The sequence below is a fragment of the Arthrobacter sp. MP_M4 genome (genome assembly GCF_035984855.1).
Classification (GTDB): Bacteria; Actinomycetota; Actinomycetes; order Actinomycetales; family Micrococcaceae; genus Arthrobacter.
The window spans coordinates 180,952-196,950 of sequence record NZ_JAXCHX010000001.1 but is presented as its reverse complement, the minus strand read 5'-3'; the positions used below and the strand labels follow the sequence as shown (position 1 = coordinate 196,950).

Annotated in this window: 17 protein-coding genes; 7 read left to right on the top strand and 10 right to left on the bottom strand. The window is 66.0% G+C overall.

The window, feature by feature from the left end; all coding sequences use genetic code 11:
- Positions 1-10 precede the first annotated feature (10 nt).
- Together RCH15_RS00980 and RCH15_RS00975 are read left to right on the top strand one after the other, a co-directional pair.
- On the top strand, positions 11-427 hold the full coding sequence (locus RCH15_RS00980) for a PaaI family thioesterase (RefSeq protein ID WP_326957140.1): 417 nt from the start codon (positions 11-13) through the stop codon (positions 425-427).
- 109 nt (positions 428-536) lie between these two features.
- The gene (locus RCH15_RS00975) at positions 537-1,259 is read left to right on the top strand and encodes a DUF4397 domain-containing protein (protein ID WP_326957139.1); all 723 of its coding nucleotides are present in this window, start codon (positions 537-539) and stop codon (positions 1,257-1,259) included.
- An 18-nt stretch (positions 1,260-1,277) separates the two neighbouring features.
- On the opposite strand, the gene RCH15_RS00970 is transcribed toward RCH15_RS00975, so the two are convergent.
- Positions 1,278-3,956 carry a S1 family peptidase gene (locus RCH15_RS00970; RefSeq protein WP_326957137.1) on the bottom strand — a complete coding sequence of 893 codons (2,679 nt, stop codon included), beginning with the start codon at positions 3,954-3,956 and terminating at the stop codon, positions 1,278-1,280.
- A gap of 9 nt (positions 3,957-3,965) precedes the next feature.
- Entirely contained in the window at positions 3,966-4,739 is a 774-nt protein-coding gene (locus RCH15_RS00965) for a tyrosine-protein phosphatase (protein WP_326957135.1), read from the bottom strand.
- Positions 4,740-4,961: 222 nt separating this feature from the next.
- Here RCH15_RS00965 and RCH15_RS00960 point away from each other — a divergent pair, with 222 nt between their 5' ends.
- Positions 4,962-5,792, top strand: a complete 831-nt coding sequence (locus tag RCH15_RS00960) for an SGNH/GDSL hydrolase family protein (RefSeq protein WP_326957133.1) — start codon at positions 4,962-4,964, stop codon at positions 5,790-5,792.
- On the opposite strand, the gene RCH15_RS00955 is transcribed toward RCH15_RS00960, so the two are convergent.
- Positions 5,789-6,412: a GNAT family N-acetyltransferase gene (locus tag RCH15_RS00955; protein WP_326957131.1), complete on the bottom strand. Its 624-nt coding sequence runs from the start codon at positions 6,410-6,412 to the stop codon at positions 5,789-5,791. The two genes, RCH15_RS00960 and RCH15_RS00955, sit on opposite strands and share 4 nt — an antisense overlap.
- Positions 6,413-6,495: 83 nt before the next feature.
- Between RCH15_RS00955 and RCH15_RS00950 the strand changes: the two genes are divergently transcribed.
- Positions 6,496-6,936 (top strand): SRPBCC family protein, encoded by a 441-nt coding sequence (locus tag RCH15_RS00950; protein WP_326957129.1) that lies wholly within the window; start codon positions 6,496-6,498, stop codon positions 6,934-6,936.
- Between the two features lie 27 nt (positions 6,937-6,963).
- Entirely contained in the window at positions 6,964-7,197 is a 234-nt protein-coding gene (locus RCH15_RS00945) for a DUF6480 family protein (protein ID WP_326957126.1), read from the top strand.
- Between the two features lie 11 nt (positions 7,198-7,208).
- Here the strand turns inward: RCH15_RS00945 and RCH15_RS00940 are convergent, their stop codons facing one another.
- From RCH15_RS00940 to RCH15_RS00920, 5 genes are all read right to left on the bottom strand, one after another.
- Positions 7,209-8,081 (bottom strand): 3-hydroxyacyl-CoA dehydrogenase family protein, encoded by an 873-nt coding sequence (locus RCH15_RS00940; protein WP_326957124.1) that lies wholly within the window; start codon positions 8,079-8,081, stop codon positions 7,209-7,211.
- 2 nt (positions 8,082-8,083) lie between these two features.
- Positions 8,084-8,890: an enoyl-CoA hydratase/isomerase family protein gene (locus RCH15_RS00935; RefSeq protein WP_326957121.1), complete on the bottom strand. Its 807-nt coding sequence runs from the start codon at positions 8,888-8,890 to the stop codon at positions 8,084-8,086.
- Positions 8,890-10,119 carry a thiolase family protein gene (locus RCH15_RS00930; RefSeq protein ID WP_326957120.1) on the bottom strand — a complete coding sequence of 410 codons (1,230 nt, stop codon included), beginning with the start codon at positions 10,117-10,119 and terminating at the stop codon, positions 8,890-8,892. Before RCH15_RS00930 ends, RCH15_RS00935 begins: the two co-directional genes overlap by 1 nt.
- 155 nt (positions 10,120-10,274) lie before the next feature.
- Positions 10,275-10,949, bottom strand: coding sequence for a pentapeptide repeat-containing protein (locus RCH15_RS00925; protein WP_326957118.1), 675 nt, complete (start codon positions 10,947-10,949; stop codon positions 10,275-10,277).
- A complete protein-coding gene (locus RCH15_RS00920; RefSeq protein ID WP_326957116.1) occupies positions 10,949-11,107 on the bottom strand; it encodes a hypothetical protein in 159 nt (52 codons plus the stop codon). The genes RCH15_RS00925 and RCH15_RS00920 overlap by 1 nt, the downstream gene beginning before the upstream one ends.
- A gap of 133 nt (positions 11,108-11,240) precedes the next feature.
- Here RCH15_RS00920 and RCH15_RS00915 point away from each other — a divergent pair, with 133 nt between their 5' ends.
- Positions 11,241-11,417 carry a CsbD family protein gene (locus tag RCH15_RS00915; RefSeq protein WP_326957114.1) on the top strand — a complete coding sequence of 59 codons (177 nt, stop codon included), beginning with the start codon at positions 11,241-11,243 and terminating at the stop codon, positions 11,415-11,417.
- A 350-nt stretch (positions 11,418-11,767) separates the two neighbouring features.
- On the opposite strand, the gene RCH15_RS00910 is transcribed toward RCH15_RS00915, so the two are convergent.
- Positions 11,768-13,228, bottom strand: coding sequence for an amino acid permease (locus RCH15_RS00910; protein WP_326957112.1), 1,461 nt, complete (start codon positions 13,226-13,228; stop codon positions 11,768-11,770).
- A gap of 141 nt (positions 13,229-13,369) precedes the next feature.
- Positions 13,370-15,061, bottom strand: coding sequence for an ABC-F family ATP-binding cassette domain-containing protein (locus RCH15_RS00905; protein ID WP_326957110.1), 1,692 nt, complete (start codon positions 15,059-15,061; stop codon positions 13,370-13,372).
- A gap of 147 nt (positions 15,062-15,208) precedes the next feature.
- Between RCH15_RS00905 and RCH15_RS00900 the strand changes: the two genes are divergently transcribed.
- A complete protein-coding gene (locus tag RCH15_RS00900) occupies positions 15,209-15,967 on the top strand; it encodes a CPBP family intramembrane glutamic endopeptidase (RefSeq protein WP_326957108.1) in 759 nt (252 codons plus the stop codon).
- Positions 15,968-15,999: the final 32 nt, after the last annotated feature.

Below are 15,999 nucleotides of genomic sequence, written 5' to 3'. Positions count from 1 at the left end.
AGGAGACGCGATGACGCCCGAGCCCTCGAACACCGAGCTGTGGAAGATCACCCTTGGTGAACTCGACAAAAAAATGGGCGTGAGGATCGTCGAGGAATCGGTCGACCGGGTCGTGGCCACCATGCCGGTGGAGGGCAACCGGCAATCGTTCGGGCTCCTTCATGGCGGAGCTTCACTGGCCGTCGGGGAGGCTGTGGGCTCCTGGGCGGCGGTCATCCACGCCAGCACGATGGGCAAAACGGCCGTCGGCGTCGACGTCTCGGCCACCCATCACAAGTCCGCCCGTGAAGGCCTCATCACCATCACCGCGACGCCCATCCATCTGGGCGGCACCGTGACCACCCACGAGGTGCTGATCACCAACGAGGCCGGTCAGCGGCTCTGCACCCTGCGGATCACCAACCTGTTGCTGGACCGCAAAGGCTGAGGTTGCGGGCAGGGATTCCGAGAACTGCATCCAAAGGCGCTCCCCGGCCGGTAGTAACGGTGTAAGCACATCACCGCCCGGAACCGGGCAACTCAATGAGGAGTTAGACATGCGCAAATCCGTTTATGCCGCCGGGACACTGTCCCTGCTGGCGGCGCTCACGTTCGCAGCCCCCGCCCAGGCGAGCGGAAATCACGACGGCGGCCGGCACCATGGCGACGACGCCCTGCTTTCCGTCCTGCACGGCGTCCCGGGCCTCACCGTGGACGTGTGGGTGGACGGCAAGCTCACCTTGGACGACTTCACCCCCGGAACCCTCGCGGGGCCGCTGAAACTTGACGCCGGCGATTACAAGATCGCGATCACGGCAGCCGACGCCACCAGCGCGGACAACCCGGTGATCGGACCGGTCAAGGTTCATCTCAAGGAAGGCCGGAACTACACCGCTGTGGCGCACCTGGATGCTGCCGGAGCGCCCACTGCCACCCTGTTTAAGAACAGCACCTCGGCGAGTCCCGAGGGCCAGGGAAAGCTGACCGTCAGGCACGTGGCCGCGGCGCCCGCCGTTGACATCCTGGCCGGCGACACCGCTGTCATTAAGAACCTGCGCAACCCTAAGCAGAAGGTGCTGACCCTGGAGGCAGGGACGGTGTCCGCGTCGGTTGCGGCCGCCGGAACAACCGCGCCCCTGATCGGCCCGGCGGACGTCCCGGTGACGGCGGGAAAAAACACGATCGTGTATGCGTGGGGCAGTCTGGATAACGGCACCCTTGGCGTTGCCGTCCAGGTGGTCGACTCGGCTAAGTGGCGTGGCGACTGCGATCGGCACTGATATCAGTATCCCCGGTGGCTAACGGATGACCCGGCGCCGGGTCATGGCCAGCAGGACCACGCCCAGCAGGATCGTGCCGCCGGCTAGTCCCGCCGTCGGCACCAGGAGGCTCGCGCCGGTGTCCGCCAGTTGGCCGGCGCCGGTGCCGGCCGGTTGCCCGGCGCCGGTGTCAACCGGTTGCCCGGCGCCGGCCGGAAGCACGGGTGCCTGAGCGGGCGGAACGACGGCCGGAAGGTCAGGCTCCGGGCCGGGTGCCGCGGGCACCACTGCGGACGCCTCAATGCTGAAGGTGACCAGCAGCGGGTCCGAAACAACCCCGTCGACCGCTTGGGTGACCGAAAGTGTATGCACACCGGTGGCAAGGTCTGCCGGGAACGGCGCACTCCAGCGTCCGCCCTCCGCCAGCACCCGGGCAGCGCCTGCCGGGCTCCCATCGACCACGACGGCGATGGCCGCGCCATCGATTCCCGTTCCCGAGAGCGTTGCAGGAAGCGAGTCCTGGCTGAGGCGGGAACCATCGTTGACGGAGGTGAGGGCCGGGGCTGCCGGGGCCACAGTGAAGGTGCGGGTGGCGGAGGGGCTGTCCACGACGCCGGGGGACGTTTGGACGGCGTGGAACGAGATCCGGCCAGCGACGGGCCCGCCGGTGGGAACGCTCCAGCTGCCGTCCGGAGCTACGACGGCGGAGCCGCTGATACCGCCGGTGACGTGAACCGCCAGCCCCGGCGTGCCGGTGCCGTCGATGCGGGCGAGCTCTTTCAACGCCGCCCCCTCGGCCGGCGTGCTGATCACCGGCGCGTCAAGGTCCGAAACCGTAACCATGAGGGACGCCGCGCCCGAGCGGCTGAAACCGTTTACCGTCTCGGCCGTGAACCGCAGCGGGCCGGTGGTCTCCGGTGCGGGGAACGACCAGTTCCCGGCGGAGTCCACGGGCACCACCACCGGCTTCTTGTTGCCAACAACGATGCGAACCTTTGAGCCGGCGGCGACGGCAGATGCCGGGGCTGCCGGGATCCGGCCCATGATGGGTTGACCTGCCATGACGGTCCCATCAACCGCTGCCGCAAGCTGAGGTTTGTTCAGGAACAGCTGCAGTTCGACGGCGGACGGGAACTTGGTAAGGGAGTCCTCCAGCGTCGTGGCGATGGCGAAGTTCGGGGCTGCGGGTTGTCCATCCGCCGGCGGGGCCTCGCCGGCCGAGTGGGTGCCCACAGCGAAGTTCCCGCTGATCCAGGGGCCGCCGGAGTCGCCTCCGCTGGACTGGACGTTCTTGGAGAGAAACCCGCGGAACGCCCGTACATCCGCTGGATTGGTGGTCCGTCCGCCCACAACATAGATGCCGGTCTCCTCCACCTGCCCGCAGGACCAGCCGTCCGTCCGTCCGGAGCGGCACACGTTCTGGCCCTTGAACGGCGCCACCGTGCCGATGATCTTCACGGCAGTGGCGCCGGGGTTTGCCGCACTGGCCCAAGTGTTCGCGGCGGGCCGGAGGTTGACGGCGTCACTGAGTGCTTCGACGACGGCGATGTCCGTGCCCACGTTGCCGGGGTCGCCCACATCGCCCGTGTTCCAGTCGGGGTTCAGGACCCAGGAGTTGTCCTGTCCGCCGAACTGGCTGTATCCAAAGGTGCCAAACGGCGCGAGGCGTTCCGGGAGGGGCGCCGTGCCGCCCGCCGGGGCCGACGCCCGGGGCTCAAGACCCAGGACCGCGCCGGTGCCGTCCTCGGTGCAGTGCCCGGCGGTCAGTACGACCGGCAGGCCGCTTCCGTTGTACGCTCCAAAGCCGGTGGAACAGATGGTCCGCCAGGGCGGTGCATCGATGACATAACCGTCCCCGCCGTACACGTCCGCTTCGGTGGCGACCGGGGTTGCAAGCTCCAGCTGGACGTTGGCGTAACGCGCCACGAAGTCGGCCGGAGAGATCTTTCCCGGCGCGGCCTCAGCCGTGGACGCCTTGCCGGTCTGCGGCTGCAGAGTGGTCTGCTGCTGCGGGGATAGCGCGGTTTCCGCTGTGTTGGTCCCGCCGGTACGGATGATGAAGCTTCCACCGGAATAGGCGACGGCCTGCAGGCCGGCGGCGCCCACCTCGCGGACGTACTCCTGGAACAGCTGCTCGGTACTGGAGGCCACGAGGTCCGCCTTCGACGGAGACGTGGCGGAATGTGCGGGCGCTTGCGCAACCGGGTCCGCTGAAAGTTCCGCAGGAGGTGCAACCGGGGTGGTCGGAGGCTCCGCCACGGGCGCCACGAGCGCAAACACGGCCGCGGCCACGTTCAGCTCATCGACGCGGGCCTGCAGCTCAGGGCCGCTGCCTTCGACCAGAATCTTGCCGTCCCGCAGGCGGACGCCCAGATAACCCGGCAGTCCGCGCAGCGACGGCACGGCGTCGGCCGCCGTCCTGCCGAGCTGGCCGGCTGCATTGAACTGCTCAACCGTCATGCCCAGATCCCGCTGGACGGCCGCGGCGAGCCCGGCTTCGTTGATCCCCGGAACCGCCGGCACGGCTGAAACGGCACTGGTCGCAGCGTCCGCCGTGGGCCTGGGAACCGCCGTCGTCGGAGCTGCCGACGAGACCGACGGCGCGGGGTCCGGCCCCCCGGTTTCGGCCAGAGCGGGAACGGAGCAGAACGATCCCGCGAGCGCGATGGCGGCAGCCGCCACCGCCCGCCCTGTCAGCTGATTCCTGGGAGTCTTCACCCGGTCACTCTAGCGCCCCACCTTGGCGAGAATGGCTGCCAACTCCCGGTCTGTGATGCCATTGTGACGCAGGAATTCCCTGGTTCCCACATGACGGATGAACCGCCGCAGGCTCTCCAGCCGTATCTCCAGCATCGACACGAGGACGTCCTCGGGCAGATACCGCTCATGCGGATGCGGCACTCCCGACACCCGGTGGTGTTCGTTGATACCGCGCATGGCGCGCTCGTAACCCCTGGCAATGGCGTCCTCGCCGGCTCCGGCGAGGTCTTGGAGCATGGCCGCGATCATGCCGCTGCGGTCCCGGCCCGCGGAGCAGTGAATCACGACGCCGCCGCGCGCCGACGCCACGGCTCTGAAAACTCCGGCCAGCTTTCCCGGAAAGATCCGGGCGTTGTCCGCATAGGATGCCGGATCATTCAGGTAGGGAACACAGAGTGCTCGGAATTCGGCGTTTCCGGGGTCCTCGGTAGGGGCATGGACGACGTCGAACACCGCCAAAGCCTCGGCTCCAACCAGGGGATCGGTGTCCCGGCGGCGGATCTCGTCGGGGTTGCGGAGATCGATCACCGTCCGGATGCCGTCGTCGTACGCCTGCTGCCACCCCGCCTCGGTGAGCCATTCGCGACGCCCCATCCGAAAAACGCTTCCAGCAACGTGCCAGGCGTTGACCGCGCCGTTCCACCGGACTGCTGCGTCCTGGTCATCCAGACCGGAGTGCCCGAACGCGCCTGGCGCACCCGTTGGCTGGGCGGGGCCACCGGAATCGGCAGGATGGGTCATCTAAGAAAGTTAAGCACACGCTCCGGCGCCGATCCAGAACCCGAATTCGAAGGATCTCGGCAACGGGTCTCCTGGCCGTGGTGCGGGTGGAGGTGTCCGCGTAAGGTGGCGTTGACCCGGTAGCCGCCGGGCGCTTTTCTTCAGTACGCCTGCCGCCAGGACTGGTTCACCTCCCGGCGCGGGAGCCTGAATCTACCCGCCTTTGAGGGGAACACCATGGGAATGGCAACACTTGGACGCCGGCGAACGGCCCTGGCTGCTGGTCTCGCCACTCTGGCGATGGCGGTCGGCGCGGCGGCGGTCCCGGCGCAGGCCGTGGACAAGATGAAATATATTGCGCTCGGCGATTCGTACGCCGCCGGGCAGGGAGCGGGTCCGTATCTGGATGGCTGTTACCGCAGTGAGAGTGCCTATTCCGAACTCGCTGCTGAAGTCAAAGCCATCAAGCTGGTCAGGAATGCCGCCTGCAGCGGCAAAACCACCCAGGAGGTCGTGGACACCCAGCTGCGCCAGCTGAACAAGAGCACCGAACTGGTAACCATTACCGCAGGCGGCAACGACCTTAAGTTCGGGGATATAGTCACCAAGTGTGGCAACGCCATGGTCGATTCCACCGCGGCTCCGCTGTGCGACAAGGCCAGCGCTGATGCGGCGGCCCAGCTCGCCAGCGGACAACTCGCCGGCGCCGTGGCCGAGATGGTTAAGAGCGTGAAGGCCGCGGCACCGAATGCCAAGGTGGTATTGACCGGCTACCCCTACCTCTACAACCCGGGCACGCTCGATCCGGCCGATCCCATGTCAGTATTCATCGACAAGGCCACTTTCCTGGCTGACGGCCTGAACGGGTCCATTGCGGGCGCTGCCGCTGCCACCGGAGCGACGTATGTCGATGTCAGGACTGCTTTCGCCGGCCACGGCATCAACTCGGCAGATCCCTGGATCAATCTGGACCTCGCCAACCTGGGCAGCCCCGACAACTTCCACCCAAACGCGGAAGGCTACGAGGCGTACTACGCAGCGTTGAGTAAGGCCGGAGCCTATTCCTCCCGCTAGCGCCGCCTGGCCAGCCTGAACTCCAGGGCGTTCCGGACCATCGGCCATTCGTGCGCCAGGATGGAGAACACCACGGTGTCCCGCAGCGCTCCGTCGCTACTGCGGGTGTGGGCGCGGAGGACGCCGTCCTGCTTGGCACCCAGCCGGGCGATCGCCTCGCGGGATTGGTGGTTCAGCCAGTGCGTCCGGAACTCGACGGCGGGACAGCCCAATGTTTCGAAGGCGTGCCGCAGGAGCAGCAGCTTGGAGTCCGGGTTGCTGCCGCTGCCCTGGGCTGACGCAGCGTTCCAGGTGGAGCCTATCTCCACCCGCGGCGTAGCGGCGTCGATGTTCATGTAGGTGGTCATGCCGATCACCTTGCCGGGCGCCCCGGTGGCGGGGTTAAGCAGCCTTGTGGTGAAGGGCAGCATGGCGCCGGCCTCCTGCAGGGCCAGGCGCCGGGCGATCTCGCCGGCCATCTGCTGCGGGGCGGGCACTGACGTGTACCAAAGGCGCCACAGTTCTCCGTCGCGGGCAGCCTCCACGAGGCCGTCGTGGTGGTCCCGGCTGAGCGGCTCAAGGACGACGAGCTTACCGGTCAAGGTGATAGGGGCGATCGCAGGCCGGTCCAGGGAAGTCACGGCACCATCCTAGGGGCATCCGGGAGGTGGACCGGATTGCCCCCCACTGGTTTGACGCCCGGCAACCTCGTTAGGCTGGGGTCATGATCACAGTCCGCGGCACCGCCACCTCAGCCCTTGACCCCGCAAGGGCCTTCAACTACCTGTCAACGTTTGAGCACACGCCGGAGTGGGACCCCGGAACCCCTGTGGTGAACAAGCTCTCCACAGGGCCGGTGGCCGTAGGGCACCGGTACCACGCCGAAGCCGAGTTCCGAGGCAAGCGCCAGGCGCTGACCTATGAAGTGATCGAACTGACAGCCAGCCGTATCAAGCTGCGCGGTGAGAACAAGTCAGTGATCTCTGTGGACACCATTGAAGTCTCGCCGTCCGGGGCGGGCTCCAAGGTGGACTACACGGCGGAGTTCCAGCTCAAGGGCTGGCTCAAAGCCGCTGAACCGTTTGTCCGGCCGGCGTTCAACTCCCTTTCCGGCCCCGCCATGGACGGAATGAAAAAGACCCTCGACTCCCAAGCATCGCTGTAGCGGCGCTGTGCGGAACAGGAGCACACCGTGACATCCCAGAATCCGGATCCCCTCGAGAACAACCTGACCGGCCTCGAGCCGGGCGGCGGCGTGCCGCCCGGCGAAACACCACCCGGGGAGGGAACCTCGGTGGGACCCCAAGGGCCGCGGATCCGCGAGGGCCGGGGCTTCGTCCAGTACCTGTGGATCATCATGATCGCCGTGGTGGTGCTGCTAATGATGCTCTACTTTATCGGCTACATCGTGGGCATCCTCGACTGATCTGTCCGGGGTCACTTGTCCCAGGTGAAGAAGCCCTTGCCGGACTTGCGCCCGAGTTCGCCACGGGCCACCTTATCGCGCAGGATCTGGGGCGGGGCGAACCGCTCCCCCAGGGTGGAGGCGAGGTATTCGGCGATGCCGAGACGGACGTCCAACCCCACGATGTCCGTGGTCCGCAGGGGGCCGGTGGGGTGTTTGTAGCCCAGGACCATGGCGTTGTCGATATCCTCGGCGGATGCCACGCCCTCCTCCACCATGCGCATCGCTTCGAGGGCAATCGCGACCCCCAGCCGTGAGGACGCGAATCCGGGGGCGTCCTTGACGACGACGGCGGTCTTGCCCAGCGCGTCTACCCAACTACGGGCGGCCTGGGCCAGCTGCTCGGAGGTGTGTTCGCCGAGTACCACCTCGATGAGGGTTGACGCGGGCACCGGGTTGAAGAAGTGCAGGCCCAGGAAGTTCTGCGGGCGCTGCAGCTCGCGCGCGAGGGCATCGACGGAAATGGAGGATGTGTTGGAGGCGAGATAGGCGTCGCCGGCCAAGCGCTCCTCGATGCCGCGCAGCGAGGCGACCTTCAGGTCCCAGTCCTCGGGGACGGCCTCGATGACCAGCTGGCAGTCCTTGAAATCGTCGTAGTCCACTGTCACCGAGAGCCGCGAGACCATCTCGTCCAGATTGCCATCCGTGGCGCCCCGCTCGATGCTCTTGGCCGCCGCCGATTCCACCCGCTCCCGGGCCGCCTCGGCCGACTCGTCGTCGCGCTCGACGACGAGGACGTCGGCGCCGTTGATCAGGAAAGCGTGCGCGATGCCGGCACCCATCCGGCCACCGCCCAGCACCCCGACGGCGGTAGGAAGGTTCGCGGGAAGTACGGAGTTGCTCATCGTCAGTTCTTCTTCCGGTCTGGATCCTGCTCGGACTTCTTTTCGGACTTTCGGTCGAGGAAAGCCTGCATGCGGTCGAACTTGGCCTGGGATTCAAAGAGAATTCCCTGCGCCAACTGGTCGATCAGGGGGTGGGCTTCAGCAGGGGCGTGGAACACCGATTTGGTGATCCGCGCCGCCAGGGGGTCCTGGCCCGCGATCCTGTCAGCCAAGGCATGGGCTGCTGCCATCAGTTCAGGTGCTTCGTGAATCTCGGTGATGAGGTTGACCGCGAGGGCCCGATCGGCCCGCAGCACGGTCCCGGCCAGGAGAATCTCCTTGGCCACCGGCTCCCCCACGAGCTCCTTCAGACGCCAGCTTGCACCGGCGGCGGCCAGGATGCCCAGGCCTGTCTCCGGGTTGCCGATCCGGACGGAAGGGGTGCCGATCCGGAAGTCCGCAGCGTACGCCAGCTCGGCGCCGCCGCCGAGGCAGAACCCGTCCAGGGCCGCGATGACGGGCATCGGCAGCTTCGCGATCCGCACAAAAATGGTGGAGTTGATGCCTTGCAACGCGTCATCGCGGCGCCGTTCGCGCAGCTGGCCGATGTCCGCTCCGGAGGCGAAGACCCCCTCAGTGCCGGCGATGATGAGCACCTTCGGGGTCTGCTCCAAAGCGGCGCAGACGGCATGGAGTTCATCGACCATCTGCTGGTCGATGGCGTTGCGGACCTCGGGGCGGTTCAGGAGCACCACCAGCCGGTCCGCGCGCTCGTCGACCAGCAGCGTGCTGAAATGCTGCGGGTCCAAACCCGTCGCGGCGGCCGCCACTAGACACGCTCCAGCAGCATCGCGGTGCCCTGGCCGACGCCGATGCACATGGTGGCAAGGCCGACCCTGGCGTCCTCGCGTTCCATCCGGCCCAGCAAGGTGATTGCGAGCCGGGAACCGGAGGAACCCAGCGGGTGGCCCAAAGAAATCGCGCCGCCGTCGCGGTTGACGATCTCGGGGTCCAGGCCGAGCCGGCGCATGGTGGCGAGCGACTGTGTGGCGAAGGCTTCGTTGAGTTCGACCGCGCCGAGGTCACCGACACTCAGTCCGGTCCGGTCAAGCACTTTCCGGGTGGCCGGGACGGGGCCGATGCCCATGATTTCCGGCTCGCAGCCGGCGGAGGCGCCGTCGATGATCCGGGCGCGCGGCGTGAGCCCAAGCCGCTCGATGGCGGCTTCAGAAGCGACAATGATGGCGGAGGCCCCGTCATTGAGGGTGGAGGAGTTTCCGGCCGTGACCACCGTGCCGCCGGCGACGACAGGGCGGAGGGCGGCGAGGATGTCCATCGTGGTGCCGGCGCGGGGGCCCTCGTCGGTATCGACGACGGTTTCGCCCTTGCGGGTCTTGACCGTGACCGGGACGATCTCGTCGGCGAAGCGGCCGGCGGCGATAGCCGCGAGGGAGCGTTCGTGGGAGCGGACAGCAAAGGCGTCGGCGTCTTCGCGGCTGATCCCGTCCACGCGGGCGACTTCCTCGGCCGTTTCCGGCATGGCATAGGTCATCTTCCCGCCGCGGGAGAGCTCGCCTTTCTGGAACAGCGGGTTCGCGAAGCGCCAGCCGATGGAAGTGTCGAAAATTTGCCCGGGTTTGGCGAAAGCGGTCTGCGGCTTCTCCTGGACCCAGGGGGCGCGGCTCATGGATTCGACGCCGCCGGCGATCACGATGTCAGCGGCCCCGGACTTGATCATGTGGCTGGCCATGATGATGGCGCTCAGCCCGGACGCGCAGAGCCGGTTGACGGTGATCCCGGGAATGTGCAGCGGCAGGCCGGCCAGGATGGTGGCCATCCGGGCGACGTTCCGGTTTTCCTCACCGGCGCCGTTGGCGTTGCCGAGAATCACCTCGTCAATGCTGTCCGGGTCCAGGCCGGCGCGGGACACGGCCTCGCGGACCACCAGGGCAGCCAAATCATCGGGGCGGACCGCGGAGAGCGCGCCGCCATACCGGCCCACCGGAGTACGGGCACCGCCCACCAGAAATGCTTGTGGTCCTGCAACTGCTGATGCCATGGGTACACCCTTCACGCGATAAACGGCACTGTCATCGAAAGAATTCTCATCGGCGGCGCCCATTGCACTCGTTCCGCAGGGGCGCCAAATTACCGACCGTTCGTTCTATAAAGATTACACGGCGCGGCAAGGGGGTCAATCGGGGCCCCGTGGCGTTACGCGATGACGACGCCCAGGTGGCCGGCCATTAATGGGGCGAGCAGGCCCAGCTGGTAATCATCGATCACGAGGCCGGCAAGACTTTCCAGTCCGCTGATGGCACGGAAGTCCGTGCTGCGGATGTCGACGTCTTTGAGCCGGGCGCCGGAGATATCGAGGGTGCCGATGGTGCAGTTCTTCAGCGACATCCGGGTCGCAGCGCAGGACCCCAGGTCCAGTTCGTTGATGATGCAGTCGCTGATCTGCACGTCTGTCAGTTTGGAACCGCGAAGGTTGAGGTAATCGAGTTTTCCGCCGTCGATCCGTACGGACTGCCAGCCGCTCTCGTAGAGCTCAGCGGAACCCCAGCGCGGATTGCCGATCTCGACGTCGCGCAGGGTGCTCCGGGCGGCCGTGAACACCGGGGCGTACAGCTCTGCGAGGATGCAGTCCCGGAAGGACGCACCCCGCAACTGGGTCTCATTGAAGGAAATCCCCCGGAAATCACATTCAGCGAAGTCGGTGCCGCCAAGATCCAGCCCGTCCGCGGTTGCCTTGGTGTACCGGACGCCGTCGTAACGTTCGCCGGACCGGAAGTCCGGGGAGTGGTCCTCCCGGAGGTCCTCCAACCGGACCGGGCTGAGCCGCGGGGCGGTCACTTTCGTCGCTTTCTGACCTGCCGTCCGTGCCATCAGGGCGTCACGGCCCGTGCCGTTGTTTCCGCGGACAGCCTCCGGCTGGAATCGACGCCGGACAACGTGGCGGCGGAGCCCGGAAGGTTGGACGTAACCGCCCACCTCTTGTCTGCCGGCGCGTTGACATGCTGGGTCAGGCTGGTTTCATCGTCCATGGCTTCGAGCCTAGCCCGGCCTCGCCGCAGATTTAATCCCGGCGCCATGGTGGACCCTTGAGTTACTAAGCATGCTTTGTGTTAGTGTTGGAAAACGTTGTAGTTCAACTGTAAACGAGAGGTGGTTCACGCCATGGGTATCGGAGACAAGATTCAGAACGAGGCAGAGAACCTCGGCGGCAAGGCCAAGGAAGCTACTGGCAAGGCAACGAACAACGACGAGATGCGTGCTGAGGGCCAGAAGGACCAGGTCGTGTCCGACGCAAAGAAGGTCGGCGAGAACGTCAAGGACGCCTTCAAGAAGGACTAGTTTTCACAACTCGCGACGGCGGCCATTCCTTTGGGGGATGACCGCCGTCGCTTTTTTGTGCCCGGACGCGCCAGGCCATGCCGCTGCCTCGGAGCGGGGACGCCCTAGAGAACTTTCGGGCCGCCGAGTCGCCGCAAACGGCCACCCTGCCACCAACCCGGCCGCCGAGTCGCCGCAAACGGCCGCCATGCCACCCCGTATGGCGGCCATCTCCGTCAAGTCGATGCGGCAACGGCACGGCACGGCAATCCGGGCCCGCAGAAGACAAAGCGGTGCAGGCTGTAGACGCAACGACGGCGGCCCCCGCGGTGGGGGTCGCCGTCGTCGGTTGCTGCGTGGGGCGGGAGGCCCTAGTTGAAGAGCGCGTTCTTCGGTTCGTTGTTCTTGACCTTGTGCCAGCCCAGCCACAGCAGCAGCGCGAAGAATGGAATGGTCGCCAGGGTCCAGAGTCCGAGGGGGAAGACCTCGCCGGACTTGCTGGTCATGGTGTCGAAACCGATGAGCACGGTGATGGCCAGCAAGGCCACCAGGCCCGCCCAGCTGACCCAGACGCCGCCGGGTGCGGGCAGCGATGACACCTTGCCCTTGGTCTTACGCAGCGCGATCTGGCTCGCGAAGATGGCACCCCACGTGAAAATCACACCGATCGACGCGGAGTTCAGCGCGAGGTCAAAGGCATGCGAACCGCCGAGCCAGATGTTGAGCAGGATGCCCACGAGGTAGACCCCGCCGATGGCCAGGATGGCGGCGTACGGCACGTGGCTCTTGGACATCCGGGTCAACCACTGCGGGGCATGACCGTTGTTGGCCATGGTGCGGAAGATCCGGCCGATCGAGTACAGACCCGAGTTGCAGGAGGACAGGGCTGCGGTGATGACGATCATGTTCATGACGTCGCCCATCCAGCCGAGGCCCATCTGGCCGAACACGGTCACAAATGGCGAGGTACCGGCCACGTACTGGTCCGAGGGCAGCAGCATGGCCAGCAACGTCACCGAACCGACGTAGAAGACCACAATGCGGAAGACAACAGCGCGGATGGCCTTGGGTACTTCCTTCGCCGGATCCTGCATTTCGCCGGCGGTGATGCCCACGAGTTCGATCCCGTTGTAAGCGAAGATCACGGCGTTCAGGACCAGAATCATCACGAGCGCGCCCTTGGGGAACATGCCCCCTTCGGCGGCGAAGAGGTTGTTGACCGAGGCGTTGCCGTCGCCCACCTGGGCGTTGGTGACCACCATGAAAGTGCCCACCACGAGGAAGATGAGGATGGCGCCGACCTTCAGGCAGGAGGCCCAAAATTCGAATTCGCCGAACGCCTTGACGCTCAGGAGGTTCACACCCACCAGCAGCAACAGCGCAGCGATGGCGGAGAGTTCAACCGGCACATTGGGGAAGAAGAACTGGAAGTACAGACCGATCGCGATGAGCTCGGCGATACCGGTCATGGCCCAGTTGATGAAGTACATCCAGCCGGACACATAGGCGCCCTTCTTGCCAAACATTTCCCCGGCGTAACTAACGAAGGAGCCCGACGTCTGGCGGTACATGATCAGTTCGCCCAGGGCGCGCATCAGCAGGTAGGCGATGACGCCGGCAATTGCGTAGGAAAAGACGAGGGCCGGGCCGGTGGAGGCCAACCTGCCGCCGGCTCCCATGAACAGTCCGACGCCGATGGCGCCGCCCATTGCGATCATGGTGACCTGGCGGCCGCTCAGGGACTTCTTGTAGCCCTCGGCGCTGAGGGTCGAGTCGACGACGGCGGGCGGCGCCGTGCGGCTCTTAGATTCTGTGGGGGTAATTGATGGCACAGCTGTTTCCTTGTAGGTCGTGGTGGGCCGGGAGAGGACCGGAGGTTAGAGTACACAAAATTCGGGGTCAGCCCACTTACGGGGGCCAACCCGTGTACTAAACCTCACAAGTGTCGAAGCTCGCGCGGCTCATCCATCGTACTAGCAAACTGGGCCGGGCCGTGACGCGGGCAACACCAGGGCGCCGTCCGTCATGGTGTAGCGGAGCCAGCTTCCGGCCCCCGTCCCGTGCCCGGAGCCGTTCCTGGTGTTGTTTTCGCTGGCGCGTGCGCTGAACCACTCGCCCAGTGCCCGGTCATGGCTGACCATGACCAGCGTCCCATCGAAATCCGAAAGGGCCGTTTCCAGCTGTTCCACCAGCACGGGCGCCAAATGGTTGGTGGGCTCATCCACGAGCATCGTCCCAAAACCGCCCAGAAGAAGCCGGGCCAGCGCCAGCCTGCGTTGCTGGCCCGCGGAAAGGCTGCCCACCGGGACGTGGAACTCGCTGGTCCGAAAGAGCCCAAGCCGCAACAGCCCCTCGGCGTGCTCATCGATGTTGCCTCCCAGGCCCGCCGCAAAGGCTGGCAACAGACGGAGCCCGGGGCGTCGCGGAAGTTCCAGTTCCTGTTGCAGGTAACCAACCCGGCCGTGTCTCACCACGGTGCCACCAGCTGGTTCCAGCGCGCCCGCAAGGACGGAGAGCAGCGTGGATTTGCCTGCACCGTTGGGCCCCGTGATAAGAATCTTCTGGCCCGCCTCCACCTGGACGTCTGTCGGTTTCAGGCGCCCGGGCACCATTACCCCCGTCGCTTCAAGGGCAGGACCCATTGCAACGTCCGCCTGCAGATCCGTTGCCAGCGTCAGGGGCACCGGAGGACGGTCGATGGGATTCTCTTCCAGCCTGCGGAGACGTTCCTGGGCGTTGCGGACTTTGCTGGTGGCCGCCTTCTGCCACGTCCCGGCTTTGAAGTCGAACCCCATCTTGTCGTTGTCGCGTTGGCGGGCGTAGCCCATCTTTCCCGCGACGGTGTCCGCCTGGAGCCGTTCGGCCGCCATCGAGTCCAGCCATCCCTGGTATTGCTGCGCCCAGCGCTGGCGTTCGGACGCTTTTTCCCGCAGGTATCCCTCGTAACCGTTGCCATACCGGTGGACCGCTAGGCGTTCGGCGTCGACTTCAATCACAGTCGATGCCACTTTGCGCAAGAGGGCGCGGTCGTGGGAGACCACCACCACGGTTCCGCGGTGGGTGGCCAGCCGCCCTTCCAGCCAGGCCGTACCGCTGGCGTCGAGGTGGTTAGTGGGTTCGTCCAAGAGGAGGATGTCCGCAGGATCGGCCAGCACGCATGCCAGTGCCACGCGTTCCTGTTCACCGCCGGAGAGCGAGCCCAGGGTCCGCGTCCGGTCCAGCCCGCCCAGGCCAAGCCGGTCAAGTGCCGCCTCGACCCGGGATTCCGCGGCGTAGCCTTCCCGGAGCTGGTACTGCGTCTGCAGGTTTCCGTAGAGTTCCAGTTCCGCTTCCTCTGCGTCGGCCAGCCCGTCTTCCAGACGCTCCAGCTCGGCCTCCAAGGCGCGAAGTGATTCCAGTGCGGCGTCGATCGCATTGCTCACCGTGAATGCTTCTGGCAGGCCGAGGGTTTGGGCCAGGTACCCCACGCGGCCCAGGGTGACGGCGGCGCCCTCGTCCGGGGTCTCGAGGCCGGCCAAAATGCGGAGCAGCGTGGATTTGCCCGCACCGTTTTCACCGACGATCGCCACCTGTTCACCAACCGTGATCGCGATGTCGACGCCGGCAAACAGCTGGCGGTCCCCGTAACCATGGGATACGCCGGAAAGGCGGAGATGTTCGCTCAAGGTGTCCTCGTAAATAGGTGGCTGCTTGCCCGTCGGCGACCGGAGTCGTCAAGTATGACACCGACGGCTGTGGCTGAGGTACTAAGACGCTGGCGGTGACCGGTTGCACATGGCCCGGCCGTCCTGCCGCGGCGCTAGGCTGGTGGCATGGGCACCGCTCTTCGCACACCAGCATCCCGGCCGGAACTGTACCGGTTCTCACGGCTTGATTACCTCACGGCCGGGCTCTACGTGGCCGTGGCTGCTTTCTTTGCGGTGGCCGGGAGCCTTCTTGTCCCGCTGATGCTCCAGTTGTCGCCAAATCCTGCCGTGGCGTCCTACTCGGTGAACCTCATCTTCTACGGCAGCATCGGGATCCTGGCTCTGGCCGCGGTCCGGCACGTCGCCGCGCGCGACCTGCGGGTCCTCGCCACCCGGCCCTGGTTCACCCTGCTGATGATCCCGCTGTCCCTGGCGGCCATGATGATCCTCACGGCGGTCCTGGTTTCCATCACGGGGACGCCGCAGACGTCCGCCAACCAGGCCGGTCTGCAGGCGCTGATGCAGCAGGTTCCGGCCTGGCTGATGGTGCCCCTGCTCGTGATCGTGGGGCCCTTCGTGGAGGAGTACATCTTTCGGAACCTGCTGATTGGCAAACTCAGCCGGCGGGTTAACCTCTGGGTGTGCTGTGCTTTGTCAGTTGCGTTGTTCGCCGCCCTGCACATCGTGGGCCAGGAGGACCTGACGCTTCCGGTGCTCATGCCATATCTCGCGATGGGCGCCGTGTTGGTGTTCGTCTACGTCTGGACCGGCAAGAACATGATGTTCTCCTACTTCGTTCACGCTGTGAAGAATCTGCTTGCCGTCGTCTTTATCTACGCCATCCCGCCGGATGTTATGGAGCAGCTCCAAAAAGTCCAGGGCTAAGCCGAGGCGGCAGGGATATGGGCACCAGTCTG